Source organism: Pseudomonas sp. S3_B11, from assembly GCF_054667715.1.
Window position 1 is genome coordinate 6648450 of record NZ_CP162749.1, and the last position, 23593, is coordinate 6672042.

Below are 23593 nucleotides of genomic sequence, written 5' to 3' on the forward strand. Positions count from 1 at the left end.
GGGACGTCGCCTTTTTAATTTCCGTGGGAATGAGCTAGTCAGTTCCCAATTGCCGTCAAATCCGATAAGTGCTCTTGGTCATGACCTTGGCCAGCAGGCTCATGCCGAACTTGACCGGGGCCGGAAAACGGAAGCCACCGGCCTCAAGCGCACTCTCGGCGTGGTGTTCCTCATCCACGCGCATCTGCTCAAGGATTGCCCGGGATTTTTCATCTTCGGCTGGCAGCTGGTCGAGATGTTCATTCAAATGCTTGCACACTTGATGTTCGGTCGCCGCAACGAAACCGAGGCTGACTTTGTCGCTGATCAGCCCGGCAACGGCGCCTATTCCGAATGACATCCCATAGAACAGCGGGTTCAGGACGCTGGTATGGCTGCCCAGCTGGCGAATCCGTTGTTCACACCAGACCAGATGGTCGATTTCTTCCTCGGCGGCATGCTCCATTGCCTCACGCACTTGCGGTAGCTTCGCTGTCAGCGCCTGGCCCTGATACAGCGCCTGGGCACAAACTTCGCCGGTGTGGTTGATGCGCATCAGTCCGGCGACGTGGCGGGTTTGCTCGTCACTCAGTTGCGCGTCTGGTTGCACGATAGCCGGTGATGGGCGGTATGGCTGGCCACTGAAAGGCAGCAGCGTGCGCATCGCGGTATCAGCTTGCAGCAACAGACGATCAATCGGCGAGTAGTGACGTTGGGTAGTCATGCTTACCTCCGGGAAAAATCACAGCGGCCAGTTTAACCCAATCGACCGCCGAAGATTTGCGTTGGGTCAGGGGTATCAGCCCGGCGGCCAGTTCATCTGGCGCTGCCCCAGCACATGCATATGAATGTGATAGACCGTTTGCCCACCCAGTTCATTGCAATTCATCACCACGCGAAAACCTTCTTCACAGCCCAATTCAAGCGCCAGGCGCTGAGCAGTGAACAAAATGTGTCCAGCCAGGCCTTTGTCTTCTTCGGCCAGGTCATTGAGGGTGCGGATCGGTTTTTTCGGTATGACCAAAAAATGTACAGGCGCCTGTGGGGCGATGTCGTGGAAGGCCAATACCTGGTCATCCTCGTAAATGATCTTCGCCGGGATTTCCCGGTTGATGATCTTGGTGAACAGAGTATCCACAGCTGTTTTCTCCGTTGGGTTCGTCGAGGTCGGGTGTCTTGAAGGCTCCGGTTGAGGTGCCTGGTTGTTCAACTTGAAGGGATCAGCGCGGGCAATAAGCCTTGTTGATCATGCCGGCGATGGTTCGGACCAGCCATCGCGACCCCAGTCGCGGCAGCGCGGCCAGCCAGCGGTTGCGGCGTCCGGGAATGATGATGGCGCGGTTGCGGTCCAGCGCGCGCACGGCGTACAGGGCCACCTCTTCCGGGCTCATCAGCAACTTGCTGTCGATGAGCTTCTGTTCGTCCATCTGCGCTCTGGAAAAGAAGCCGGTCCGGGTTGGGCCAGGGCAAAGCACCGAGACCTTGATCGCGCATTTCTTCAGCTCGACCCGCAGGGCTTCGGAGAAGTGCAGCACATAGGCCTTGCTGGCGTAATAGGTACTCATCCAGGGGCCGGGCTGGAACGCGGCAATCGAGGCGACGTTGAGGATCTGGCCGCCGCCAAGCAGTGCCATGCTGTTGCCGATGGCATGACAAAGCCGTGTCAGGGCGAGGATGTTGACTTCGATCAGGTCCTGCTCGGTCATCCAGTCCTGGCCCAGGAACGGCCCGCTGGTGCCGATGCCTGCACAATTGACCAACAGGTCGATCTGCCGCTCACCTTCCTCCAGTTCCAGGAGAAAGCCGGAAAGCCTCAGCGGTTCTCCCAGGTCGCAGGCCCGGAACAACACCTCCACGCCAAACCGCTGAGTCAGTTCGATTGCAATACTTTCCAGCCGATCACGCTGTCGAGCCACCAGTATCAGGTTGCGGCCGCGCCGGGCCAGCGCTTCGGCCATGGCCAGGCCAATGCCGCTGGAAGCGCCAGTGATCAGTGCGTAACGGGTCATGCAGTTCTCCATCGCAACAGCCCGCCGCCAGTTGACTGGGCTGTCACCGGCATGAAGCGCGCTTATTGTTCCTCTTCTTCCTCATAGTCTACAGAAGGCGAGGCGGGCTCGGCTGCCTCGACAGCGGGTTCTTCGGCGGTTTCGTTGCTGGACTCGCTGCTTTCATAGCTGCTCAGGCTGCTGCTGTCATAGTCCTCCTGGAGGGCTCCGAAGATGCCGGCAAAGGTAGCCAGGAAAATCAGGACGATCATCACAAGCCAAAGCGACGCCAGCAGTTTGACTGCCGTGGTATTGCGCGGTGGCGGCGGGCCATACTGGTTTGCACCGGTATTGCCCGGGGCAATGATCAGGATGAACGGGAAGATGCTGCCCACGAATGGAACGAGGTTGACCAGCCACAACCACCCCGACCAGCCGAGGTCATGCAGGCGCTGGACGTTGAACTGGATGCTTACGAAGGCAAAGGCAAGTACAACGGCTGCGCCGAGCAGGCCGCCGACAATCAGTGCAGCTATCGAGTTGGAAGCCAGCAGCCAGGCCGTGGCCAACCAGAAGCCCAGGCCGACCAAGGGCAGCATGGCCAGGGTCAACACCATGGTCCAGGCCAGGTAGCGCAAACGCCCGATACGCCCATCGAAGCTGAAGGGTTTTAGCGTGCTGTACTCGGCGAGCGCTTCACCCACTTCGGCGCGGGGAGGCGCGTACGGCGAGACGGGGTCGACGATCGGCTCTGGATGGCGTCCACCCGGCTGTTGCGGCGACTCCTGTACTTCGCCAAGGCTCAGTTGGAGGGCGGCGGGTTCGGCTTCGATTCGGGCGTCGATTCCGCTCTTGTTGAGCGCTTCCAGGTACTGCTGGGCTTCGCTCTGGGACAGGTTGCTCTTAAGGGCAACCTTGCGACCGGTGAACAGCCGTTCAATGGCGCTGATGTCGCTTTTGAACAGTTCGGCGAGGTTGAGTTTGGCGGTGGTGGTATCGACGCCCGGCATCAGGCCTCCGTCGAATACGATGTTGAAACGGGTTTCGCTCATGCCCGGCATCCTTGTCTCTGAAAGTTAAGTAACTGTTTTTTTAGGGTCGCTTCAGCGAGGCCATTGCCCGCCAAGCTGCGCCGCCCGGGCATGTGCCTGACGGTATTCTTTATCCAGGCGTGCCACCAACTGATCGACGCTGGGCAAATCATCGATTTCACCCACGCCCTGGCCCGCGGACCATACGGTTTTCCAGGCCTTGGCTTCATCGTTCAGCGGTTTGAGTTTCGAGCCAAAATCCACCTCGCCCTTGTTCTGCAGGGCGGTCAGATCGAAACCGGCATTCTCCAGGCTCTGACGTATGAAGCTGGCCGGCACTCCGGATACAGCGGGAGTATGCACGATGTCTGCGGCTCTGGATGTGAGCAACATCTCTTTATAAGCGTCAGGGGCGTGGCTTTCGCTCGTAGCGATAAAGCGCGTACCGAAGTAGGCCAGATCGGCGCCGAGCAATTGTGCGGCCAGAATCTGATGACCGTGGTTCAGGCATCCTGCAAGCAGCACGGTTTTGTCGAAAAACTGCCGGATCTCGGCGACCAGTGAAAACGGGCTCCACGTTCCGGCGTGCCCGCCTGCTCCGGCGGCAACGGCGATCAAGCCATCGACACCGGCTTCGGCGGCTTTCTCGGCATGACGCCGGGTCGTCACGTCATGGAACACCAGTCCGCCATAAGCATGGACGGCATCCACCAACTCCTTCACCGCGCCCAGGCTGGTGATGACGATCGGCACCTTGTGTTCGATGCAGATGGCCAAGTCGGCCTGAAGCCGCGGGTTGCTGTGATGGACGATCAGGTTCACAGCGTAGGGTGCCGGATTCTCCAGGGTCGCCAGGCCTGCTTCGATTTCCTCGAGCCAGGCCTTGAAGCCACTGCTCTCGCGCTGGTTCAACGCCGGAAAACTGCCAACGATGCCGTTGCGGCAGCAGGCCAGCACCAGTTGCGGATTGGAAATCAGGAACATTGGCGCTGCCACGACGGGCAGGCGCAAGCGTTGTTCAAGCAGAGCGGGCAACGACATCGCAAGTACCCCGGATAATGGATGCTGCATTGGAAATTAGAACGGTCGGACGACGACCAGAATTACGATAGCCAGCAATATCAGAACCGGCACTTCATTGAACCAGCGATAAAAGACATGGCTGCGGGTGTTTTCGCCACGGGCGAAGCGCTTCACTTGGGCGCCGCACATATGGTGGTAGCCGATCAGCAGCACGACCAGGGTCAGCTTGGCGTGCATCCAGCCACCTTGAGTGAAATAGGCGCCGGCGTTGAGGCTGAGTAGCCAGATGCCGAACACCAGGGTGGCAATCATCGCCGGGCCCATGATGCCGCGGTACAACTTGCGCTCCATGATGCTGAAACGTTCTTTGCTGACGCTGTCCTCGCTTTGGGCGTGATAGACAAACAGGCGAGGCAGGTAGAACAGGCCGGCGAACCAGCAGACCATGCTGACGATGTGAAGTGCTTTGAGCCACAGATAGAGCATTTTTAGTTATTCCCAGGATTCACGGTAGCCCGATAGTAGAGGTTAGAGCGTCCGCACGTCACCTTGGCGGTTGTCGCCGGGCCCTGCGGCCCCTATCATCGACGGCTTTCCAGTGGGTTCGTTGAGGGCAGGTTTATGGTCAAGGTCGGTATCGTCGGCGGCACGGGGTACACCGGTGTCGAACTGCTGCGTCTATTGGCACAGCATCCGCAAGCTGAGGTGGTGGTCATCACTTCCCGATCCGAGGCCGGCCTGGCCGTCGCCGACATGTACCCGAACCTGCGCGGCCATTACGACGGCCTGGCGTTCAGCGTTCCGGACATCAAGACCCTTGGCGCCTGCGATGTGGTGTTCTTCGCCACGCCCCACGGTGTCGCCCACGCCCTGGCGGGTGAACTGCTGGCCGCCGGGACCAAGGTCATCGACCTGTCGGCGGACTTCCGTCTGCAGGACGCCGATGAATGGGCCAAGTGGTACGGTCAGCCCCACGGCGCGCCGGATCTGCTCGACGAGGCGGTCTACGGCTTGCCGGAAGTCAATCGCGAGAAAATCAAGCAGGCGCGACTGATCGCAGTACCGGGTTGCTATCCGACGGCAACTCAGCTCGGGTTCCTGCCGCTGCTCGAGGCCGGTCTTGCCGACGCTTCGCGTCTGATTGCCGACTGCAAGTCCGGTGTCAGTGGTGCCGGGCGTGGCGCCAGTGTCGGTTCGCTTTACTCCGAGACGTCGGAAAGCATGAAGGCGTACGCGGTCAAGGGGCATCGTCATCTGCCGGAAATTCGCCAGGGATTGCGCCGGGCCGCGGGCAAGGAGGTCGGCCTGACCTTCGTGCCGCACCTGACGCCGATGATTCGTGGCATCCACTCCACTCTGTATGCAACCGTCGTCGATCGTTCGGTGGACCTGCAGGCGTTGTTTGAAAAGCGCTACGCCAACGAACCGTTCGTCGACGTAATGCCGGCCGGCAGCCATCCGGAAACCCGCAGCGTGCGCGGTGCGAACGTTTGCCGAATCGCCGTGCATCGTCCGCAGGACGGTGATCTGGTGGTGGTGTTGTCGGTCATCGATAACCTGGTCAAGGGCGCGTCCGGCCAGGCCGTGCAGAACCTGAACATCCTGTTCGGGCTGGATGAGCGCCTGGGGCTGTCCCATGCAGGGATGTTGCCGTAACGGCAGTCACTCGTTTCAAGTTGGCAGCTACAAGCTTGAGGCTTGTAGTCGCCGCTGCTCTTCTAAATAGTTGACCGATTTTCTAGGAGAAGCGGATAATGCCCGCCATCACGCATTATGGCGGCGTAAGCGCCGGGAGATATTCAGCATGAGCGTCGAAACCTTCACCCCCACGGCTTTGCAATTCACCCACGGTGCCGCGCACAAGGTGAAGAGCCTGGTCGATGAAGAGGGCAATGATCGTTTGAAGCTGCGCGTGTTTGTAACGGGCGGCGGTTGTTCCGGTTTTCAGTACGGTTTCACTTTTGATGAAGAAGTGGCCGAAGATGACACCATCGTCGAGCGTGAAGGGGTCAGCCTGGTGGTCGATCCAATGAGCTTCCAGTACCTGGCAGGTGCCGAGGTGGATTATCAGGAAGGCCTGGAAGGCTCGCGGTTCGTGATCAAGAACCCAAACGCGACCACGACCTGTGGGTGTGGTTCTTCGTTCTCGATCTGAGTGCTTCAATAAAAAAGCCGCAGTGCCTTAGGGGCCTGCGGCTTTTTTTGTCCGTAATTATTGGATTCAGGCCGGGTAGATGGCGCCGAGTATGCGCAGCCCGCGTGCGCCGGTGACACTTGGGCGGTTGCCTGGAATACCTTCAAGACAACAATGGGCAAGCCAGGCGAAAGCCATGGCTTCAACCCAATCCGGGTCTACGCCGTACACCGCCGTACTGCTGACTTTGGCATTCGGCAGCAAGTCAGCCAGGCGCTGCATGAGCGCCTGGTTGTGCGCGCCGCCGCCACAGACCAGCAACTCTTGAGTATTGGACTGGGCATGTTGGAGGGATTCGACGATAGTCAGGGCTGTCAGTTCGAGCAACGTTGCCTGCACGTCTTCCGGGGCGAAGGCTGGCAACTGCGACAAATGCTGTGTCAGCCAAGGCAGGTTGAATACTTCGCGCCCGGTACTTTTTGGACCCTTGGTGACAAAGAAGGGATCGCTGAGCAGTGCCTTGAGCAAGACAGGCTCGACTTTCCCGCTGGCAGCCCATTGACCGTCGCGATCGAAATGGTCGCCTCGTTGTTGGTGTATCCAGGCATCGAGCAATACGTTGCCCGGGCCACAGTCGAAACCGGCTACTGGTTTTGCGGGCTCTATCAGGCTGAGATTGCTGAAACCGCCGACATTCAGCACGGCACGATTGCCGACTCGCTCTTCGAACAATGCTTCGTGAAACGCCGGAACCAGCGGGGCGCCTTGTCCACCGGCGGCGACGTCGCGGCTGCGGAAATCGCTGACGACGGCGATACCGGTCAACTCGCTCAACAAGGCCGGGTTGCCAACCTGTACGGTAAACCCGCGGGCTGGTTCATGGCGGATGGTCTGGCCGTGGCTGCCGACCGCCGTGATGTCTTCAGGCTTGAGTTTCTGTTCGTTGAGCAGGGTATGGATACCCTGTGCAGCCAGCTTCACCCAGCTTTGCTGGGCAATGGCGGAGCGGGCGATCTCATCGGGCCCACTGCTGCACAATCCGAGCAATTCGGTGCGCAGGGCGGCGGGCATAGGAATGTAGTGCGTGGCGATCAGTTTGATCGCCGGGGTCAGTTCGATCAGTGCGATATCCAAGCCATCCAGGCTGGTCCCGGACATCACACCGATATAGAGCGCCATGCTTAGCGCTTGCTCGAGGCCAGCATGGTGGCTTTCTCTTGATCCATGCGAGCCATCAAGGGTTGGCTTTGAGCCAGGAAGCGCGCGCGCTCGGCCTTGGCGATCGGATCGGCCATCGGCAGTTTCTGGCCTAGCGGGTCGACGTGGACGCCATTGACCTGGAATTCATAATGCAAGTGCGGGCCAGTGGACAGGCCGGTAGTGCCGATGTATCCAATAACCTGGCCTTGCTTGACGGTACCACCCGTCTTCACGCCTTTGGCGAAGCCCTGCATGTGGCCGTACAGCGTGCGATAGGTATTGCCGTGCTGGATGATCACGGTGTTGCCATAACCGCCACGACGTCCGGCCAGCAATACCTTGCCGTCGCCGGCGGCCTTGATTGGCGTACCACGGGGGGCGGCGTAGTCGACACCTTTATGGGCGCGGATCTTGTTCAGGATTGGATGCTTGCGACCGGCGGAGAACTTCGAGCTGATACGGGCGAAATCAACCGGTGTACGGATGAAGGCCTTGCGCATGCTGTTGCCATCGGCGGTGTAGTAGCTGCTGTTGCCTTGCTTGTTGGTGTAGCGCACTGCGGTGTACGTCTTGCCGCGGTTGGTGAAGCGCGCGGAAAGAATCGGACCGTTGCCGACGCTCTTGCCATTGACCACTTTCTGCTCATAGATGATGTCGAATTCATCGCCCTGGCGAATGTCCTGAGCGAAGTCGATGTCGTAGCCAAATACACTGGCCATGTCCATGGTCAGGCTATGGGAAAGGCCGGCACGAGCAGCCGACTGGGACAATGAGCTGTTGATGACGCCATGAACGTAGGCCGAGCGAACGGTAGGCTTGGCGGTGACGCGGTTAAATACATAACCCTTGTCGTTTTTGGTCAGGGTGATGCTTTCCAGGTCGCTCAGCTTGGTGTGCAGGTTGGTCAGCTGTCCGTCTGGATTGAGTTCGAATTCGAGTTTCTGGCCGCGCTGCAGTTGAGTGAACTGCTTGGCTTGCTTGTCGCTGGCCAGGATTTCATGGACCGAAGTCGAGGGCAGGCCAACCTTTTCGAAGAGAGTGGAAAGTGTGTCGCCCTTGGCCACAATCACTTCGCGATGGTCTGGTCCTTTCTTTTCTTCTGCAACAGGCGCTTCTGCCTGAGCTGCGGTCTCTGTGGTGTCTTGCGGGCTGTTTTCAATCTGCGCAAAAGGAGAGGCGGCCGGTTCGTTTGTGGCTTGAACGGCTTCGGCGGCGTCTTGTTCTTGTGTCAGTTGTTCAGCAGGACTTTCCAGTTCAAGACTCAGAGTCGTCTTTTTGGCTTCAACATCGCTGGAGGGAAACACCAGGAGCGCCAGGCTAAGGAGGGCGGCGATGCCACTTGCGGCAAGCAGGTGGGTCTTTGGGTAAAGCGGTGGCGCTTTAGACGGTTCTGTGGTCATAGGTAATTTTGACTTTTGAAAAGATGAATTGGAAAAGATGAATGACATGATGAAGATGAAATAACTGTATAAAATATAACCAAAACCCCTGCGAAGCAAGCCCGCGGACGCTCTGTTCTGTGGATTGGCGTCCGTGCGCCGGGCAAACCTTGTATTTGGTGCGCGATCTTGTATGGTTGAGGCCCTTTGAATCTGAGCCTTACGGGTCTGTTATGAAGTCGGTTGAAGAGCAGCTAGCGCTGATCAAACGTGGTGCGGAAGAACTGTTGGTCGAGTCCGAGCTGATCGAAAAGCTCAAGCGCGGGCAGTCGCTGCGTATCAAGGCTGGTTTCGATCCGACGGCGCCTGATCTGCACCTGGGTCATACCGTGCTTATTAATAAGCTGCGCCAGTTCCAGGATCTGGGGCATCAGGTCATCTTCCTTATAGGTGACTTCACCGGGATGATCGGTGATCCGAGCGGCAAGAGTGCTACGCGCCCACCGCTGACTCGTGAGCAGGTTCTCGATAACGCCGAGACCTACAAGACTCAGGTTTTCAAGATTCTTGATCCGGCCAAGACCGAAGTGGCTTTCAACTCCACTTGGATGGACCAGATGGGGCCGGCGGATTTCATTCGCCTGACGTCTCAATACACCGTGGCTCGTATGCTCGAGCGCGATGATTTCGACAAGCGCTATAAGTCCAATCAGCCAATTGCCATTCATGAGTTCCTCTACCCGCTTGTACAGGGCTATGACTCGGTCGCGTTGCGCGCGGACGTTGAACTCGGCGGTACTGACCAGAAGTTCAACCTGTTGATGGGGCGTGAGTTGCAGCGTGGTTATGGCCAGGAGGCGCAGTGCATTCTGACCATGCCATTGCTCGAAGGTCTGGATGGCGTGAAGAAGATGTCCAAATCGCTGGGCAACTACGTCGGTATCCAGGAAGCGCCAGGCGTCATGTACAGCAAGCTGGTCTCCATTCCTGATGTGCTGATGTGGCGCTACTTCGAGCTGTTGAGCTTCCGGTCCATGGATGAAATCAATGCGTTCCGTGCCGATGTCGAGGCAGGGGCCAATCCGCGCGACATCAAGATCAAGCTGGCCGAAGAAATTGTTGCTCGTTTCCATGGTGAGGAGGCTGCGGCCAGTGCTCATCGTGCGGCAGGCAATCGTATGAAGGATGGCGAACTGCCGGACGATCTGCCGGAGATCGAGCTGACTGCTGCCGAGGATATGCCGATTGCGGCAGTCCTTAATAAAGCAGGCCTGGTCAAGAATGCTGCGGTGGCGCGAGACCTCCTGGGTTCGGGTGGTGTGCGTATCGATGGTGAGGTTGTGGATCGCACCTATATATATGAGCTGGGCTCTACTCATGTATGCCAGGCCGGCAAGAAGGCTTTCGCGCGTATTACGCTGAAATCCGAATAAAGCTGAAAATAGGTGTTGACGGCAGATTCTGGAAGTCTATAATTCGCCCCACTTCCGGCGCAGTCGAAACGGAAAACTCCTTGAGATTCAATGAGTTAAGTAAGTTTCGAAGGTGTTGGGCTTCAGTTCATCGAAGTCCGGAAGGAGCAGATAGAGCGGTGTTGTTTGGCTCTATCAGCGGTTCGATCTTCTCGGTCGAAAGCGGTGAAAAAGAGGTGTTGACAGCAGCGAGTAACGCTGTAGAATTCGCCTCCCGCTAACGAGAGATCGGAAGCGCAAGTGGTTGAAGTTGCAAAGGAAACTTTGAAAACTTCTGAAAATAACCGCTTGACAGATGCACGAGGCGCTGTAGAATGCGCGCCTCGGTTGAGACGAAAGACTCAGCCAACCGCTCTTTAACAACTGAATCAAGCAATTCGTGTGGGTGCTTGTGGAGTCAGACTGCTAGTCAACAGATTATCAGCATCACAAGTTACTCCGCGAGAAATCAAAGATGTAACCAACGATTGCTGAGCCAAGTTTAGGGTTTTCTCAAAACCCAAAGATGTTTGAACTGAAGAGTTTGATCATGGCTCAGATTGAACGCTGGCGGCAGGCCTAACACATGCAAGTCGAGCGGTAGAGAGGTGCTTGCACCTCTTGAGAGCGGCGGACGGGTGAGTAATGCCTAGGAATCTGCCTGGTAGTGGGGGATAACGCTCGGAAACGGACGCTAATACCGCATACGTCCTACGGGAGAAAGCAGGGGACCTTCGGGCCTTGCGCTATCAGATGAGCCTAGGTCGGATTAGCTAGTTGGTGGGGTAATGGCTCACCAAGGCGACGATCCGTAACTGGTCTGAGAGGATGATCAGTCACACTGGAACTGAGACACGGTCCAGACTCCTACGGGAGGCAGCAGTGGGGAATATTGGACAATGGGCGAAAGCCTGATCCAGCCATGCCGCGTGTGTGAAGAAGGTCTTCGGATTGTAAAGCACTTTAAGTTGGGAGGAAGGGCATTAACCTAATACGTTAGTGTTTTGACGTTACCGACAGAATAAGCACCGGCTAACTCTGTGCCAGCAGCCGCGGTAATACAGAGGGTGCAAGCGTTAATCGGAATTACTGGGCGTAAAGCGCGCGTAGGTGGTTCGTTAAGTTGGATGTGAAATCCCCGGGCTCAACCTGGGAACTGCATTCAAAACTGTCGAGCTAGAGTATGGTAGAGGGTGGTGGAATTTCCTGTGTAGCGGTGAAATGCGTAGATATAGGAAGGAACACCAGTGGCGAAGGCGACCACCTGGACTGATACTGACACTGAGGTGCGAAAGCGTGGGGAGCAAACAGGATTAGATACCCTGGTAGTCCACGCCGTAAACGATGTCAACTAGCCGTTGGGAGCCTTGAGCTCTTAGTGGCGCAGCTAACGCATTAAGTTGACCGCCTGGGGAGTACGGCCGCAAGGTTAAAACTCAAATGAATTGACGGGGGCCCGCACAAGCGGTGGAGCATGTGGTTTAATTCGAAGCAACGCGAAGAACCTTACCAGGCCTTGACATCCAATGAACTTTCCAGAGATGGATTGGTGCCTTCGGGAACATTGAGACAGGTGCTGCATGGCTGTCGTCAGCTCGTGTCGTGAGATGTTGGGTTAAGTCCCGTAACGAGCGCAACCCTTGTCCTTAGTTACCAGCACGTTATGGTGGGCACTCTAAGGAGACTGCCGGTGACAAACCGGAGGAAGGTGGGGATGACGTCAAGTCATCATGGCCCTTACGGCCTGGGCTACACACGTGCTACAATGGTCGGTACAGAGGGTTGCCAAGCCGCGAGGTGGAGCTAATCCCACAAAACCGATCGTAGTCCGGATCGCAGTCTGCAACTCGACTGCGTGAAGTCGGAATCGCTAGTAATCGCGAATCAGAATGTCGCGGTGAATACGTTCCCGGGCCTTGTACACACCGCCCGTCACACCATGGGAGTGGGTTGCACCAGAAGTAGCTAGTCTAACCTTCGGGAGGACGGTTACCACGGTGTGATTCATGACTGGGGTGAAGTCGTAACAAGGTAGCCGTAGGGGAACCTGCGGCTGGATCACCTCCTTAATCGACGACCGCAGCTGCTTCATGAGCTCCCACACGAATTGCTTGATTCATTGAAGAAGACGATAGAAGCAGCTTTAAGCTCCAAGCTGATAGCTCATAGCTAACAGTTACAAGCTCGAAATTGGGTCTGTAGCTCAGTTGGTTAGAGCGCACCCCTGATAAGGGTGAGGTCGGCAGTTCGAATCTGCCCAGACCCACCAATTTTGTAATGGGGCCATAGCTCAGCTGGGAGAGCGCCTGCCTTGCACGCAGGAGGTCAGCGGTTCGATCCCGCTTGGCTCCACCATAAACTGCTTCTGAAAGCTTAGAAATGAGCATTCCATCAAAGTGATGGTGAATGTTGATTTCTAGTCTTTTGATTAGATCGTTCTTTAAAAATTTGGGTATGTGATAGAAAGATAGACTGAACGTTACTTTCACTGGTAACGGATCAGGCTAAGGTAAAATTTGTGAGTTGCTCTCATGAGCAAGATCGAATTTTCGGCGAATGTCGTCTTCACAGTATAACCAGATTGCTTGGGGTTATATGGTCAAGTGAAGAAGCGCATACGGTGGATGCCTTGGCAGTCAGAGGCGATGAAAGACGTGGTAGCCTGCGAAAAGCTTCGGGGAGTCGGCAAACAGACTTTGATCCGGAGATGTCTGAATGGGGGAACCCAGCCATCATAAGATGGTTATCTTGTACTGAATACATAGGTGCAAGAGGCGAACCAGGGGAACTGAAACATCTAAGTACCCTGAGGAAAAGAAATCAACCGAGATTCCCTTAGTAGTGGCGAGCGAACGGGGACTAGCCCTTAAGCTTCTTTGATTTTAGCGGAACGCTCTGGAAAGTGCGGCCATAGTGGGTGATAGCCCTGTACGCGAAAGGATCTTAGAAGTGAAATCGAGTAGGACGGAGCACGAGAAACTTTGTCTGAATATGGGGGGACCATCCTCCAAGGCTAAATACTACTGACTGACCGATAGTGAACTAGTACCGTGAGGGAAAGGCGAAAAGAACCCCGGAGAGGGGAGTGAAATAGATCCTGAAACCGTATGCGTACAAGCAGTGGGAGCCCACTTTGTTGGGTGACTGCGTACCTTTTGTATAATGGGTCAGCGACTTATTTTCAGTGGCGAGCTTAACCGAATAGGGGAGGCGTAGCGAAAGCGAGTCTTAATAGGGCGTCTAGTCGCTGGGAATAGACCCGAAACCGGGCGATCTATCCATGGGCAGGTTGAAGGTTGGGTAACACTAACTGGAGGACCGAACCGACTACCGTTGAAAAGTTAGCGGATGACCTGTGGATCGGAGTGAAAGGCTAATCAAGCTCGGAGATAGCTGGTTCTCCTCGAAAGCTATTTAGGTAGCGCCTCATGTATCACTGTAGGGGGTAGAGCACTGTTTCGGCTAGGGGGTCATCCCGACTTACCAAACCGATGCAAACTCCGAATACCTACAAGTGCCGAGCATGGGAGACACACGGCGGGTGCTAACGTCCGTCGTGAAAAGGGAAACAACCCAGACCGTCAGCTAAGGTCCCAAAGTTATGGTTAAGTGGGAAACGATGTGGGAAGGCTTAGACAGCTAGGAGGTTGGCTTAGAAGCAGCCACCCTTTAAAGAAAGCGTAATAGCTCACTAGTCGAGTCGGCCTGCGCGGAAGATGTAACGGGGCTCAAACCATACACCGAAGCTACGGGTATCACGCAAGTGATGCGGTAGAGGAGCGTTCTGTAAGCCTGTGAAGGTGAGTTGAGAAGCTTGCTGGAGGTATCAGAAGTGCGAATGCTGACATGAGTAACGACAATGGGTGTGAAAAACACCCACGCCGAAAGACCAAGGTTTCCTGCGCAACGTTAATCGACGCAGGGTTAGTCGGTCCCTAAGGCGAGGCTGAAAAGCGTAGTCGATGGAAAACAGGTTAATATTCCTGTACTTCTGGTTATTGCGATGGAGGGACGGAGAAGGCTAGGCCAGCTTGGCGTTGGTTGTCCAAGTTTAAGGTGGTAGGCTGGAATCTTAGGTAAATCCGGGATTCCAAGGCCGAGAGCTGATGACGAGTTACCCTTTGGGTGACGAAGTGGTTGATGCCATGCTTCCAAGAAAAGCTTCTAAGCTTCAGGTAACCAGGAACCGTACCCCAAACCGACACAGGTGGTTGGGTAGAGAATACCAAGGCGCTTGAGAGAACTCGGGTGAAGGAACTAGGCAAAATGGCACCGTAACTTCGGGAGAAGGTGCGCCGGTGAGGGTGAAGCACTTGCTGCGTAAGCCCACGCCGGTCGAAGATACCAGGCCGCTGCGACTGTTTATTAAAAACACAGCACTCTGCAAACACGAAAGTGGACGTATAGGGTGTGACGCCTGCCCGGTGCCGGAAGGTTAATTGATGGGGTTAGCTAACGCGAAGCTCTTGATCGAAGCCCCGGTAAACGGCGGCCGTAACTATAACGGTCCTAAGGTAGCGAAATTCCTTGTCGGGTAAGTTCCGACCTGCACGAATGGCGTAACGATGGCGGCGCTGTCTCCACCCGAGACTCAGTGAAATTGAAATCGCTGTGAAGATGCAGTGTATCCGCGGCTAGACGGAAAGACCCCGTGAACCTTTACTATAGCTTTGCACTGGACTTTGAATTTGCTTGTGTAGGATAGGTGGGAGGCTTTGAAGCGTGGACGCCAGTTCGCGTGGAGCCATCCTTGAAATACCACCCTGGCAACTTTGAGGTTCTAACTCAGGTCCGTTATCCGGATCGAGGACAGTGTATGGTGGGTAGTTTGACTGGGGCGGTCTCCTCCTAAAGAGTAACGGAGGAGTACGAAGGTGCGCTCAGACCGGTCGGAAATCGGTCGTAGAGTATAAAGGCAAAAGCGCGCTTGACTGCGAGACAGACACGTCGAGCAGGTACGAAAGTAGGTCTTAGTGATCCGGTGGTTCTGTATGGAAGGGCCATCGCTCAACGGATAAAAGGTACTCCGGGGATAACAGGCTGATACCGCCCAAGAGTTCATATCGACGGCGGTGTTTGGCACCTCGATGTCGGCTCATCACATCCTGGGGCTGAAGCCGGTCCCAAGGGTATGGCTGTTCGCCATTTAAAGTGGTACGCGAGCTGGGTTTAGAACGTCGTGAGACAGTTCGGTCCCTATCTGCCGTGGACGTTTGAGATTTGAGAGGGGCTGCTCCTAGTACGAGAGGACCGGAGTGGACGAACCTCTGGTGTTCCGGTTGTCACGCCAGTGGCATTGCCGGGTAGCTATGTTCGGGAAAGATAACCGCTGAAAGCATCTAAGCGGGAAACTTGCCTCAAGATGAGATCTCACTGGGACCTTGAGTCCCCTGAAGGGCCGTCGAAGACTACGACGTTGATAGGCAGGGTGTGTAAGCGCTGTGAGGCGTTGAGCTAACCTGTACTAATTGCCCGTGAGGCTTGACCATATAACACCCAAGCAATTTGTATCCTCCGAGCTGAAAAGCGAACGAGACCAGATTGCGGTGTGTGAAGACGAAACGAACCGAAAGTTCGAATCTCACAAAACACCGAAGCTATCACATACCCAATTTGCTGAAGCGAGGCCGACTGGCCGCGACTCAGTACCCGAATTTCTTGACGACCATAGAGCATTGGAACCACCTGATCCCATCCCGAACTCAGCAGTGAAACGATGCATCGCCGATGGTAGTGTGGGGTTTCCCCATGTGAGAGTAGGTCATCGTCAAGATTAAATTCCGAAACCCCTATCTGCTGACGCAGGTAGGGGTTTTGTTTTGCCCGCGGGAAAGTCATTTTGTGTTTCTATGCAACTGTCTTGCGCATGGCTATCATGCGGGCCTCATTATCAGGGCGCAGTCCGCATGCTCACGTTGCTAAAACTTCTGAAGGATGGTCGCTTTCATTCAGGGCAGGCGCTGGGTGCTGCGCTGGGTATCAGTCGTAGTGCTGTATGGAAGCAATTACAGCACTTGGAAGCAGAAATAGGGCTGTCTGTTCATAAGGTTCGAGGTAGGGGGTATCAGTTGGCTAAACCTCTGGTGCTTTTGGATGCGGCAGAGATTTGCGCAAAAGGCCTTCATGAGTGGCCTGTCCATATCTTTGACACTATTGACTCCACCAACGCCGAGGCGCTGCGTTTGATCGAGCGTGGGGTGGCGGCGCCATTCATGGTTTTGGCCGAGCGACAGGTCGCTGGTCGTGGTCGTCGTGGCCGTAAGTGGGTCAGTCCGTTTGCCGAAAATCTCTACCACAGCCTGGTGCTACGCATTGACGGCGGCATGCGACAGATCGAAGGGCTGAGCCTGGTCGTCGGGCTTGCTGTCATGCATGCCCTGCGTGATATGGGGATCGCCGAGGCGGGTCTGAAATGGCCTAATGATGTCTTGGTGGGAGAGAAAAAGATCGCCGGCATTTTGCTTGAGTTGGTGGGAGATCCTGCGGACGTTTGCCATGTTGTCCTGGGCGTGGGGATTAATGTGAATATGCAATCGACTGATGAGGTCGACCAGCAATGGACATCCATGTGCCTTGAGGCAGGAAGGAATTTTGATCGAAATGAGCTGGTGGCACGATTGGGGGCGAAGCTTCAGCACTATCTGGAGCTTCATCGTGCATCGGGGTTTGCCGCAATACAGTCGGAGTGGGAGCAACACCATCTTTGGCAGGGCAGGGCTGTCTCCCTGATTGCTGGTGTTAATAAAATTGACGGTATTGTGCTGGGCATTGATCACCAGGGTGCGCTGCGTTTGAAGGTAGAGGGTGTGGAAAAAAACTTTAGCGGTGGTGAGCTCAGCCTGAGGTTGCGTGATGATTCTTGAGCTTGACTGCGGCAATAGCTTTATCAAATGGCGTGTTCTTCGTGCCGACGGGGTGACGACGGTTGACGGCGGTGTGGTCAGCTCTGACAGCGATTTGCTGGTGAGCCTCAGTAATGCCGAGAAGTTCCAACTCAAGAAATGTCGTCTTGTTAGTGTGAGGACTCCGGAGGAGACAGATTCATTGGTCGCCTCTCTGGTTGATGCGTATGGGGTGTCGGTGACCCGTGCTATGCCTGCCCGAGAAATGGCGGGGGTGAAAAACGGCTATCAGGATTACGAGCGGTTGGGGCTTGATCGATGGCTGGCCCTGCTTGGTGGGTTCCATCTTGCTTCAGGCGCGTGCCTGGTCCTTGATTTTGGTACTGCCATTACGGCTGATTTTGTGGCGGCGGACGGTGAGCATCTCGGCGGATTCATTTGTCCGGGCATGCCTTTGATGCGTAACCAATTGCGTACTCACACGCGAAGAATTCGATATGACGATATGGCGGCTGAGCGAGCCCATGAGAGTCTCGCTCCAGGTCGGACAACTGTCGAAGCGGTCGAGCGCGGTTGCATGCTGATGCTCAGAGGGTTTGTCCTGACTCAGCTTGAATTGGCGCAGCAATATTGGGGAAAGGATTTCGTGGTGTTTCTCACGGGTGGGGACGCCAATCTGGTTTCCGGGGTTGTTCCTGATGCCAGGGTGGTGCCCGACCTGGTATTTGTCGGTTTGGCGATGGCCTGTCCTTTGTCTTGAGGTTTCTATGCGGTGGTTGTTTCTGTTGTTGCTGGTTTTGAATGTCTTCTACTACATCTGGCATCAGCAGGAGGCCCCACTTCGCGCCAAGGATGTGACTCCGCTCAGTTTGTACCGCGGTTCGCAGCAGGATATTCACCTGTTGAGCGAAACGGCGGATGCACTTATCAGGCGCGACCTGGGTAAACCCGGTGAAGCGCCAAAGACCTGTGTTTACTTGGGTGGTTTTGTTCGTCCGGAGCTGGCCAGGCAGCTGGAGCAGCGATTGGCTGCCTCGGGCGTTGTAGGTCGTTCTGCTGCGCCGAACTCGCCAAATCTCCCTGAGGGTGGGGGATTCTGGGTTCAGGTTTCCCAGGAAAGCGCGGGAAAGGTGAATGAAACGTTGCTTCAAAACCTTTCTAAAGAATTCAATGAGTTAAAACATAAAATAATGCCATGCGAAGGGGTTGCACCCGCTGGGTAGTTTGCATAGAATGGCGCCCGCTTCGCAGCGAAGACCTTTAAAGGTTAGCGATACGAAGCGACGTCAACGCAGCTAACCTCAGGTTTTTAATGAGAAAATGCTTGACAGAAGGCTGGCATGATATAGAATGCCGGCTCGCTTAGGAGGGGTTCCCGAGCGGCCAAAGGGATCAGACTGTAAATCTGACGTCTACGACTTCGAAGGTTCGAATCCTTCCCCCTCCACCATTTTTAGCGTGAGCTGCAAGCTCCGCGGGTATAGTTTAGTGGTAGAACCTCAGCCTTCCAAGCTGATGATGCGGGTTCGATTCCCGCTACCCGCTCCAAGTTTGCAGGTTGTGCAAAGTGTTTCGCTCTTGTAGCTCAGTTGGTAGAGCACACCCTTGGTAAGGGTGAGGTCAGCGGTTCAAATCCGCTCAAGAGCTCCATATAACAAGGCAGATATGAAAATATCTGCCTTTGTTTTAATGGCTTGTGTGACTCGCTAAATTCTTCTCCTAGGGGTGATTTCGATGGCTAAGGAAAAGTTCGAACGTAATAAGCCGCACGTCAACGTTGGTACCATTGGTCACGTTGACCACGGTAAAACCACGCTGACCGCTGCTCTGACCCGTGTCTGCTCCGAAGTTTTCGGTTCGGCCAAGGTTGACTTCGACAAGATCGACAGCGCCCCGGAAGAGAAAGCTCGCGGTATCACCATCAACACCGCTCACGTTGAGTACGATTCGGCCGTGCGTCACTACGCACACGTTGACTGCCCAGGTCACGCCGACTACGTAAAAAACATGATCACTGGTGCTGCTCAGATGGACGGCGCGATCCTGGTTTGCTCGGCCGCTGATGGTCCGATGCCGCAAACCCGTGAGCACATCCTGCTGTCCCGTCAGGTAGGCGTTCCGTACATCGTTGTCTTCCTGAACAAGGCTGACATGGTTGACGACGCTGAGCTGCTGGAACTGGTTGAGATGGAAGTGCGCGATCTGCTGAGTACTTACGATTTCCCAGGTGATGATACTCCAATCATCATCGGTTCGGCTCTGATGGCTCTGAACGGCCAAGACGACAACGAAATGGGCACCACTGCTGTCAAGAAGCTGGTGGAAACTCTGGATAGCTACATCCCAGAGCCAGAGCGTGCTATCGATAAGCCGTTCCTGATGCCGATCGAAGACGTGTTCTCGATCTCGGGTCGCGGTACTGTTGTGACTGGTCGTGTTGAGCGTGGCATCGTCCGTATCCAGGAAGAAGTTGAGATTGTCGGTCTGCGCGATACTCAGAAAACTACCTGCACCGGCGTTGAAATGTTCCGCAAGCTGCTCGACGAAGGTCGTGCTGGTGAGAACTGCGGCGTGCTGCTGCGCGGCACCAAGCGTGACGATGTTGAGCGTGGCCAGGTTCTGGTCAAGCCAGGTACCGTCAAGCCGCACACCAAGTTCACCGCAGAAGTTTACGTTCTGAGCAAGGAAGAGGGCGGCCGTCATACTCCGTTCTTCAAGGGCTACCGTCCACAGTTCTACTTCCGTACAACTGACGTGACTGGTAACTGCGAGCTGCCAGAAGGCGTTGAAATGGTAATGCCAGGTGACAACATTCAGATGACTGTTACCTTGATCAAGACCATCGCGATGGAAGACGGTCTGCGTTTCGCTATCCGTGAAGGCGGTCGTACCGTCGGCGCTGGCGTCGTAGCTAAAGTCATCGAGTAAACAGTTGTAATGTCTTTTTCGGGCCGGCATAATGGTCGGCCTGATTTTGTTTTAGGTCAGTAGCTCAATTGGCAGAGCGACGGTCTCCAAAACCGTAGGTTGGGGGTTCGATTCCCTCCTGACCTGCCAGATTCACTCAGTGTGTCTGGCTTTCTTTTCACAGGATCTTCATAGATGACTCCTAAAGCTGAAGCTCAAGGCTCTCGCTTCGATCTGCTCAAGTGGCTAGTGGTAGTCGCTTTGGTGGTTATTGGCGTTGTTGGCAATCAGTATTATTCTGCTTCGCCGATCCTGTACCGCGTACTTGCATTGCTTGCCATTGCTGCTGTTGCTGCCTTTGTAGGCCTGCAGACAGCCAAGGGCAAGTCTTTCTTTGTACTCGCTAAGGAAGCTCGCACCGAGATTCGTAAAGTCGTATGGCCGACTCGCCAAGAAACCACGCAGACCACGTTGATTGTTGTGGCTGTTGTTCTGGTAATGGCGTTGCTGTTGTGGGGGCTCGATTCCCTGCTCGGCTGGCTTGTTTCCTTGATTGTTGGCTAAGGGTGTCCCGTGGCTAAGCGTTGGTACGTTGTGCATGCTTACTCGGGTTACGAGAAGCATGTTATGCGCTCGCTGGTAGAGCGCGTAAAGCTGGCTGGCATGGAAGATGGCTTTGGCGAGATTCTGGTCCCCACTGAAGAAGTGGTTGAGATGCGTAATGGCCAGAAGCGCAAAAGTGAACGTAAGTTCTTTCCGGGCTACGTGCTGGTACAGATGGACATGAATGAAGGGACTTGGCACTTGGTCAAGGATACCCCTCGGGTGATGGGCTTCATTGGCGGTACCGCCGACAAGCCTGCGCCGATCACAGATAAAGAGGCAGAAGCGATTCTGCGTCGCGTCGCTGATGGTAGCGACAAGCCGAAGCCGAAGACACTGTTTGAACCAGGTGAGGTTGTACGCGTCACTGACGGTCCATTCGCTGATTTTAACGGCACGGTTGAAGAAGTTAACTACGAAAAGAGCCGGATCCAAGTGGCAGTGCTCATTTTCGGTCGCTCTACTCCGGTAGAGCTAGAGTTCAGTCAGGTCGAAAAGGTCTGATTGAGCAGGCATCCCAACCCCGCAGCCCAAGGCTGTGGGGTTTTGTCGTCACTGGGATAAACGCGCAAGTAACCGGGGAGCCTTTCGAGGCGTTCGAACCCGTAATTGGAGTGCCTCATGGCCAAGAAAATTACCGCTTACATCAAGCTGCAAGTGAAGGCCGCTCAGGCTAACCCAAGCCCACCTGTTGGTCCTGCCCTGGGTCAGCACGGCGTGAACATCATGGAATTCTGCAAGGCTTTCAACGCCCGTACTCAGGGTCTTGAGCCAGGTCTGCCGACTCCAGTGATCATCACTGTCTACAGCGACCGTAGCTTCACTTTCGAAACAAAAAGCACCCCGGCTTCGGTTCTGCTGAAGAAGGCTGCAGGTTTGACCAGCGGTTCCGCTCGTCCAAACACCGTTAAGGTTGGCACCGTTACCCGTGCTCAGCTGGAAGAAATCGCGAAAACCAAAAACGCGGATCTGACTGCAGCTGATATGGATGCAGCCGTGCGTACTATCGCCGGTTCTGCTCGTAGCATGGGCCTTAACGTGGAGGGTGTGTAATGGCTAAGCTGACCAAGCGTCAAAAGGCTATCGCCGGCAAAATCGAAGCAGGCAAGGCCTACAACTTTGTAGATGCCGCCGCTCTGCTGGCTGAGCTGTCGACTGTCAAGTTCAGCGAGTCGTTCGACGTTGCTGTAAACCTGGGCGTTGACCCACGTAAATCCGACCAGGTCGTTCGTAGCGCTACCGTGCTGCCACACGGCACTGGCAAGACCGTTCGTGTAGCTGTCTTCACCCAGGGCCCAGCAGCAGAAGCTGCTCTGGCTGCTGGTGCTGATCGCGTAGGCATGGACGATCTGGCTGCTGAAATGAAGGGCGGCGACCTGAACTATGACGTAGTGATCGCATCCCCGGATGCCATGCGCGTTGTAGGTCAGTTGGGTCAGATCCTCGGTCCACGTGGTCTGATGCCTAACCCTAAAGTCGGCACCGTAACGCCAGACGTAGCCACCGCGGTTAAAAACGCCAAGGCTGGTCAGGTTCGTTATCGCACCGACAAAAACGGCATCATCCATACTTCCGTTGGCAAGATCGGCTTCGACGCCGTCAAGCTGAAGGAAAACGTTGAAGCCCTGATCGCTGATCTGAAGCGTATCAAGCCAGCTTCTTCGAAAGGTATCTACGTCAAGCGCGTTACCCTGAGCACCACTATGGGCCCAGGTCTGGTCATCGATCAGAGCTCGCTCGACGCGTAAGACTCAGGTTGGCGCAAGTAATTGCGCCAATCGAAAAATTGGGGTCCCTGCCTGGCGGGGGCTGTCCAAGACCGTAGGCGACGCAAGTCTTAAACCACAAGCCTACGCAGATGGTGCTCCCGGTTCCTTACCGAATCAGACACCAAAACGACATTCGGTTTCGACCGGATGAAACGGTAACAAGCAGGAGTTAAACCCGTGGCAATTAAACTCGAAGACAAGAAGGCCATCGTCGCTGAAGTCAACGAGGCTGCCAAAGCTGCTCTGTCCGCTGTCGTGGCTGATGCCCGTGGCGTAACAGTAGGCGCTATGACCGGACTCCGTAAAGAGGCTCGTGAAGCTGGCGTTTACGTACGTGTTGTACGTAACACTCTGCTCAAGCGCGCTGTTGCTGACACTGAATACAGTGTCCTCAACGACGTGTTCACCGGCCCGACCTTGATCGCGTTCTCCACCCAACATCCTGGCGCTGCTGCCCGTTTGTTCAAGGAATTCGCCAAAGGTCAGGACAAGTTCGAGATTAAGGCAGCTGCGTTCGAGGGCAAGTTCCTCGCAGCTAACCAGATCGACGTACTGGCAACTCTGCCGACCCGTGACGAAGCAATTTCCCAGCTGATGAGCGTGATTCAAGGCGCAACCAGCAAATTGGCTCGTACTCTGGCGGCACTGCGCGACCAGAAAGAAGCTGCCGCAGCCTAAGGCTCGACACTCCTTTTCGCGTTTTTTGTTTATTTCGATGGTCGCGTAGGCCGTCCCCCAATCCAGGAATTTAGAGTCATGTCTATCTCTCAAAACGATATCCTCGAAGCCGTTGGCAACATGTCCGTAATGGAAGTTGTTGAGCTGATCAAAGCTTTCGAAGAAAAATTCGGTGTTACCGCTGCTGCTGCTTCCGCTGGTCCAGCTGTTGCTGCTGCCGTTGCTGAAGAGCAAACCGAATTCAACGTCATGCTGACCGAAGCTGGCGAGAAGAAAGTTAACGTGATCAAGGCAGTACGTGAACTGACCGGTCTGGGCCTGAAAGAAGCCAAGGCTGTAGTTGACGGCGCTCCTGCCATGGTTCTGGAAGCTGTTGCCAAAGACGCAGCTGACAAAGCCAAAGCAGTTCTGGAAGAAGCAGGCGCTAAAGTCGAGCTGAAGTAAGCATCGACTTTGCGTCTCCAGCCCGAGCGTTAAGCGACAGGCTGATGGCTGGTGGCTCTTGCCACCGGCCTTTTTCCGTTATTGGCAGCCGACTGGGTCGGTGCTGATCACGAGCTGTAACCACCCGATGTGGTGGCGCAAACCATGGGGTTTGCACGATTTTCT

Annotated in this window: 21 protein-coding genes, 6 tRNA genes and 3 rRNA genes; 22 read left to right on the top strand and 8 right to left on the bottom strand. The window is 55.4% G+C overall.

All coding sequences use genetic code 11. The annotated features are described in order from the left end of the window. Nucleotides 1–55 precede the first annotated feature (55 nt). The 6 genes from coq7 to hemJ form a co-directional block, all read right to left on the bottom strand. The gene (gene coq7 / locus AB4O22_RS29760) at nt 56–703 is read right to left on the bottom strand and encodes a 2-polyprenyl-3-methyl-6-methoxy-1,4-benzoquinone monooxygenase (RefSeq protein WP_003206125.1); all 648 of its coding nucleotides are present in this window, start codon (nt 701–703) and stop codon (nt 56–58) included. A 75-nt stretch (nt 704–778) separates the two neighbouring features. Then, nucleotides 779–1117 carry a histidine triad nucleotide-binding protein gene (locus tag AB4O22_RS29765; protein WP_003206124.1) on the bottom strand — a complete coding sequence of 113 codons (339 nt, stop codon included), beginning with the start codon at nt 1115–1117 and terminating at the stop codon, nt 779–781. Nucleotides 1118–1199: 82 nt separating this feature from the next. After that, entirely contained in the window at nt 1200–1988 is a 789-nt protein-coding gene (locus tag AB4O22_RS29770; RefSeq protein ID WP_003206122.1) for an SDR family NAD(P)-dependent oxidoreductase, read from the bottom strand. Between the two features lie 62 nt (nt 1989–2050). Continuing rightward, nucleotides 2051–3019, bottom strand: a complete 969-nt coding sequence (locus tag AB4O22_RS29775) for a DUF805 domain-containing protein (protein WP_460095677.1) — start codon at nt 3017–3019, stop codon at nt 2051–2053. 51 nt (nt 3020–3070) lie between these two features. Then, nucleotides 3071–4039 carry an NAD(P)H-dependent flavin oxidoreductase gene (locus tag AB4O22_RS29780; RefSeq protein ID WP_460095678.1) on the bottom strand — a complete coding sequence of 323 codons (969 nt, stop codon included), beginning with the start codon at nt 4037–4039 and terminating at the stop codon, nt 3071–3073. A gap of 36 nt (nt 4040–4075) precedes the next feature. Then, nucleotides 4076–4507: a protoporphyrinogen oxidase HemJ gene (gene hemJ, locus AB4O22_RS29785; RefSeq protein ID WP_212797820.1), complete on the bottom strand. Its 432-nt coding sequence runs from the start codon at nt 4505–4507 to the stop codon at nt 4076–4078. Nucleotides 4508–4642: 135 nt separating this feature from the next. Here hemJ and argC point away from each other — a divergent pair, with 135 nt between their 5' ends. Continuing rightward, a complete protein-coding gene (gene argC / locus AB4O22_RS29790; protein WP_003206116.1) occupies nt 4643–5677 on the top strand; it encodes an N-acetyl-gamma-glutamyl-phosphate reductase in 1035 nt (344 codons plus the stop codon). A gap of 148 nt (nt 5678–5825) precedes the next feature. After that, a complete protein-coding gene (erpA, locus tag AB4O22_RS29795) occupies nt 5826–6176 on the top strand; it encodes an iron-sulfur cluster insertion protein ErpA (protein ID WP_003177727.1) in 351 nt (116 codons plus the stop codon). A 66-nt stretch (nt 6177–6242) separates the two neighbouring features. Here the strand turns inward: erpA and AB4O22_RS29800 are convergent, their stop codons facing one another. Together AB4O22_RS29800 and AB4O22_RS29805 are read right to left on the bottom strand one after the other, a co-directional pair. Beyond that, nucleotides 6243–7334, bottom strand: a complete 1092-nt coding sequence (locus AB4O22_RS29800) for an anhydro-N-acetylmuramic acid kinase (protein WP_223472746.1) — start codon at nt 7332–7334, stop codon at nt 6243–6245. A 2-nt stretch (nt 7335–7336) separates the two neighbouring features. After that, nucleotides 7337–8755, bottom strand: coding sequence for a peptidoglycan DD-metalloendopeptidase family protein (locus AB4O22_RS29805; protein WP_003206111.1), 1419 nt, complete (start codon nt 8753–8755; stop codon nt 7337–7339). Between the two features lie 212 nt (nt 8756–8967). On the opposite strand from AB4O22_RS29805, the gene tyrS reads away from it, so the two are divergent. The 20 genes from tyrS (at nt 8968) to rplL (ending at nt 23428) form a co-directional block, all read left to right on the top strand. Then, complete coding sequence (gene tyrS, locus AB4O22_RS29810; protein ID WP_460095681.1) at nt 8968–10167, top strand: tyrosine--tRNA ligase; 1200 nt, start codon at nt 8968–8970, stop codon at nt 10165–10167. Nucleotides 10168–10717: 550 nt separating this feature from the next. Further along, nucleotides 10718–12254: ribosomal RNA gene (locus AB4O22_RS29815) — 16S ribosomal RNA — on the top strand. 123 nt (nt 12255–12377) lie between these two features. Continuing rightward, nucleotides 12378–12454: transfer RNA gene (locus AB4O22_RS29820), tRNA-Ile, on the top strand. Nucleotides 12455–12464: 10 nt separating this feature from the next. Further along, nucleotides 12465–12540 (top strand) — tRNA-Ala (locus tag AB4O22_RS29825). A 242-nt stretch (nt 12541–12782) separates the two neighbouring features. Further along, nucleotides 12783–15674 (top strand): 23S ribosomal RNA (locus AB4O22_RS29830). A gap of 168 nt (nt 15675–15842) precedes the next feature. Beyond that, nucleotides 15843–15958: ribosomal RNA gene (gene rrf / locus AB4O22_RS29835) — 5S ribosomal RNA — on the top strand. Together the 16S, 23S and 5S rRNA genes with 2 tRNA genes alongside form the textbook arrangement of a ribosomal RNA operon. A 133-nt stretch (nt 15959–16091) precedes the next feature. Beyond that, on the top strand, nt 16092–17048 hold the full coding sequence (birA, locus tag AB4O22_RS29840; protein WP_003206107.1) for a bifunctional biotin--[acetyl-CoA-carboxylase] ligase/biotin operon repressor BirA: 957 nt from the start codon (nt 16092–16094) through the stop codon (nt 17046–17048). Continuing rightward, nucleotides 17038–17787 (top strand): pantothenate kinase, encoded by a 750-nt coding sequence (locus AB4O22_RS29845; RefSeq protein ID WP_003206105.1) that lies wholly within the window; start codon nt 17038–17040, stop codon nt 17785–17787. Before birA ends, AB4O22_RS29845 begins: the two co-directional genes overlap by 11 nt. 7 nt (nt 17788–17794) lie before the next feature. Beyond that, complete coding sequence (locus AB4O22_RS29850) at nt 17795–18250, top strand: hypothetical protein (RefSeq protein ID WP_003206104.1); 456 nt, start codon at nt 17795–17797, stop codon at nt 18248–18250. 142 nt (nt 18251–18392) lie between these two features. After that, nucleotides 18393–18477 (top strand) — tRNA-Tyr (locus AB4O22_RS29855). A 24-nt stretch (nt 18478–18501) separates the two neighbouring features. After that, nucleotides 18502–18575: transfer RNA gene (locus AB4O22_RS29860), tRNA-Gly, on the top strand. Nucleotides 18576–18601: 26 nt separating this feature from the next. Continuing rightward, nucleotides 18602–18677 (top strand) — tRNA-Thr (locus AB4O22_RS29865). Between the two features lie 84 nt (nt 18678–18761). Further along, nucleotides 18762–19955: an elongation factor Tu gene (gene tuf, locus AB4O22_RS29870; protein ID WP_003186103.1), complete on the top strand. Its 1194-nt coding sequence runs from the start codon at nt 18762–18764 to the stop codon at nt 19953–19955. 53 nt (nt 19956–20008) lie between these two features. Continuing rightward, nucleotides 20009–20084 (top strand) — tRNA-Trp (locus AB4O22_RS29875). Between the two features lie 45 nt (nt 20085–20129). Next, a complete protein-coding gene (gene secE / locus AB4O22_RS29880) occupies nt 20130–20498 on the top strand; it encodes a preprotein translocase subunit SecE (RefSeq protein WP_003206102.1) in 369 nt (122 codons plus the stop codon). 9 nt (nt 20499–20507) lie between these two features. Then, the gene (gene nusG, locus AB4O22_RS29885; RefSeq protein WP_003186097.1) at nt 20508–21041 is read left to right on the top strand and encodes a transcription termination/antitermination protein NusG; all 534 of its coding nucleotides are present in this window, start codon (nt 20508–20510) and stop codon (nt 21039–21041) included. Nucleotides 21042–21158: 117 nt separating this feature from the next. Continuing rightward, on the top strand, nt 21159–21590 hold the full coding sequence (gene rplK, locus AB4O22_RS29890) for a 50S ribosomal protein L11 (protein ID WP_003176435.1): 432 nt from the start codon (nt 21159–21161) through the stop codon (nt 21588–21590). After that, nucleotides 21590–22285, top strand: coding sequence for a 50S ribosomal protein L1 (gene rplA, locus AB4O22_RS29895; protein WP_003186095.1), 696 nt, complete (start codon nt 21590–21592; stop codon nt 22283–22285). The genes rplK and rplA overlap by 1 nt, the downstream gene beginning before the upstream one ends. A 198-nt stretch (nt 22286–22483) precedes the next feature. After that, nucleotides 22484–22984, top strand: coding sequence for a 50S ribosomal protein L10 (rplJ, locus tag AB4O22_RS29900; protein WP_003206099.1), 501 nt, complete (start codon nt 22484–22486; stop codon nt 22982–22984). Nucleotides 22985–23062: 78 nt separating this feature from the next. Then, the gene (gene rplL / locus AB4O22_RS29905) at nt 23063–23428 is read left to right on the top strand and encodes a 50S ribosomal protein L7/L12 (protein ID WP_003206098.1); all 366 of its coding nucleotides are present in this window, start codon (nt 23063–23065) and stop codon (nt 23426–23428) included. Nucleotides 23429–23593: the final 165 nt, after the last annotated feature.

Bases quoted from the DNA above. Each gene is read 5' to 3' on its own strand.
- secE (WP_003206102.1), top strand. From the start codon at position 20,130: ATGACTCCTAAAGCTGAAGCTCAAGGCTCTCGCTTCGATCTGCTCAAG.
- argC (WP_003206116.1), top strand. From the start codon at position 4,643: ATGGTCAAGGTCGGTATCGTCGGCGGCACGGGGTACACCGGTGTCGAA.
- AB4O22_RS29850 (WP_003206104.1), top strand. From the start codon at position 17,795: ATGCGGTGGTTGTTTCTGTTGTTGCTGGTTTTGAATGTCTTCTACTAC.
- hemJ (WP_212797820.1), bottom strand. From the start codon at position 4,507: ATGCTCTATCTGTGGCTCAAAGCACTTCACATCGTCAGCATGGTCTGC.
- birA (WP_003206107.1), top strand. From the start codon at position 16,092: ATGCTCACGTTGCTAAAACTTCTGAAGGATGGTCGCTTTCATTCAGGG.
- coq7 (WP_003206125.1), bottom strand. From the start codon at position 703: ATGACTACCCAACGTCACTACTCGCCGATTGATCGTCTGTTGCTGCAA.
- AB4O22_RS29770 (WP_003206122.1), bottom strand. From the start codon at position 1,988: ATGACCCGTTACGCACTGATCACTGGCGCTTCCAGCGGCATTGGCCTG.
- rplA (WP_003186095.1), top strand. From the start codon at position 21,590: ATGGCTAAGCTGACCAAGCGTCAAAAGGCTATCGCCGGCAAAATCGAA.
- tyrS (WP_460095681.1), top strand. From the start codon at position 8,968: ATGAAGTCGGTTGAAGAGCAGCTAGCGCTGATCAAACGTGGTGCGGAA.
- erpA (WP_003177727.1), top strand. From the start codon at position 5,826: ATGAGCGTCGAAACCTTCACCCCCACGGCTTTGCAATTCACCCACGGT.
- rplL (WP_003206098.1), top strand. From the start codon at position 23,063: ATGTCTATCTCTCAAAACGATATCCTCGAAGCCGTTGGCAACATGTCC.
- AB4O22_RS29845 (WP_003206105.1), top strand. From the start codon at position 17,038: ATGATTCTTGAGCTTGACTGCGGCAATAGCTTTATCAAATGGCGTGTT.
- rplK (WP_003176435.1), top strand. From the start codon at position 21,159: ATGGCCAAGAAAATTACCGCTTACATCAAGCTGCAAGTGAAGGCCGCT.
- AB4O22_RS29780 (WP_460095678.1), bottom strand. From the start codon at position 4,039: ATGTCGTTGCCCGCTCTGCTTGAACAACGCTTGCGCCTGCCCGTCGTG.
- AB4O22_RS29800 (WP_223472746.1), bottom strand. From the start codon at position 7,334: ATGGCGCTCTATATCGGTGTGATGTCCGGGACCAGCCTGGATGGCTTG.
- tuf (WP_003186103.1), top strand. From the start codon at position 18,762: ATGGCTAAGGAAAAGTTCGAACGTAATAAGCCGCACGTCAACGTTGGT.
- AB4O22_RS29805 (WP_003206111.1), bottom strand. From the start codon at position 8,755: ATGACCACAGAACCGTCTAAAGCGCCACCGCTTTACCCAAAGACCCAC.
- AB4O22_RS29775 (WP_460095677.1), bottom strand. From the start codon at position 3,019: ATGAGCGAAACCCGTTTCAACATCGTATTCGACGGAGGCCTGATGCCG.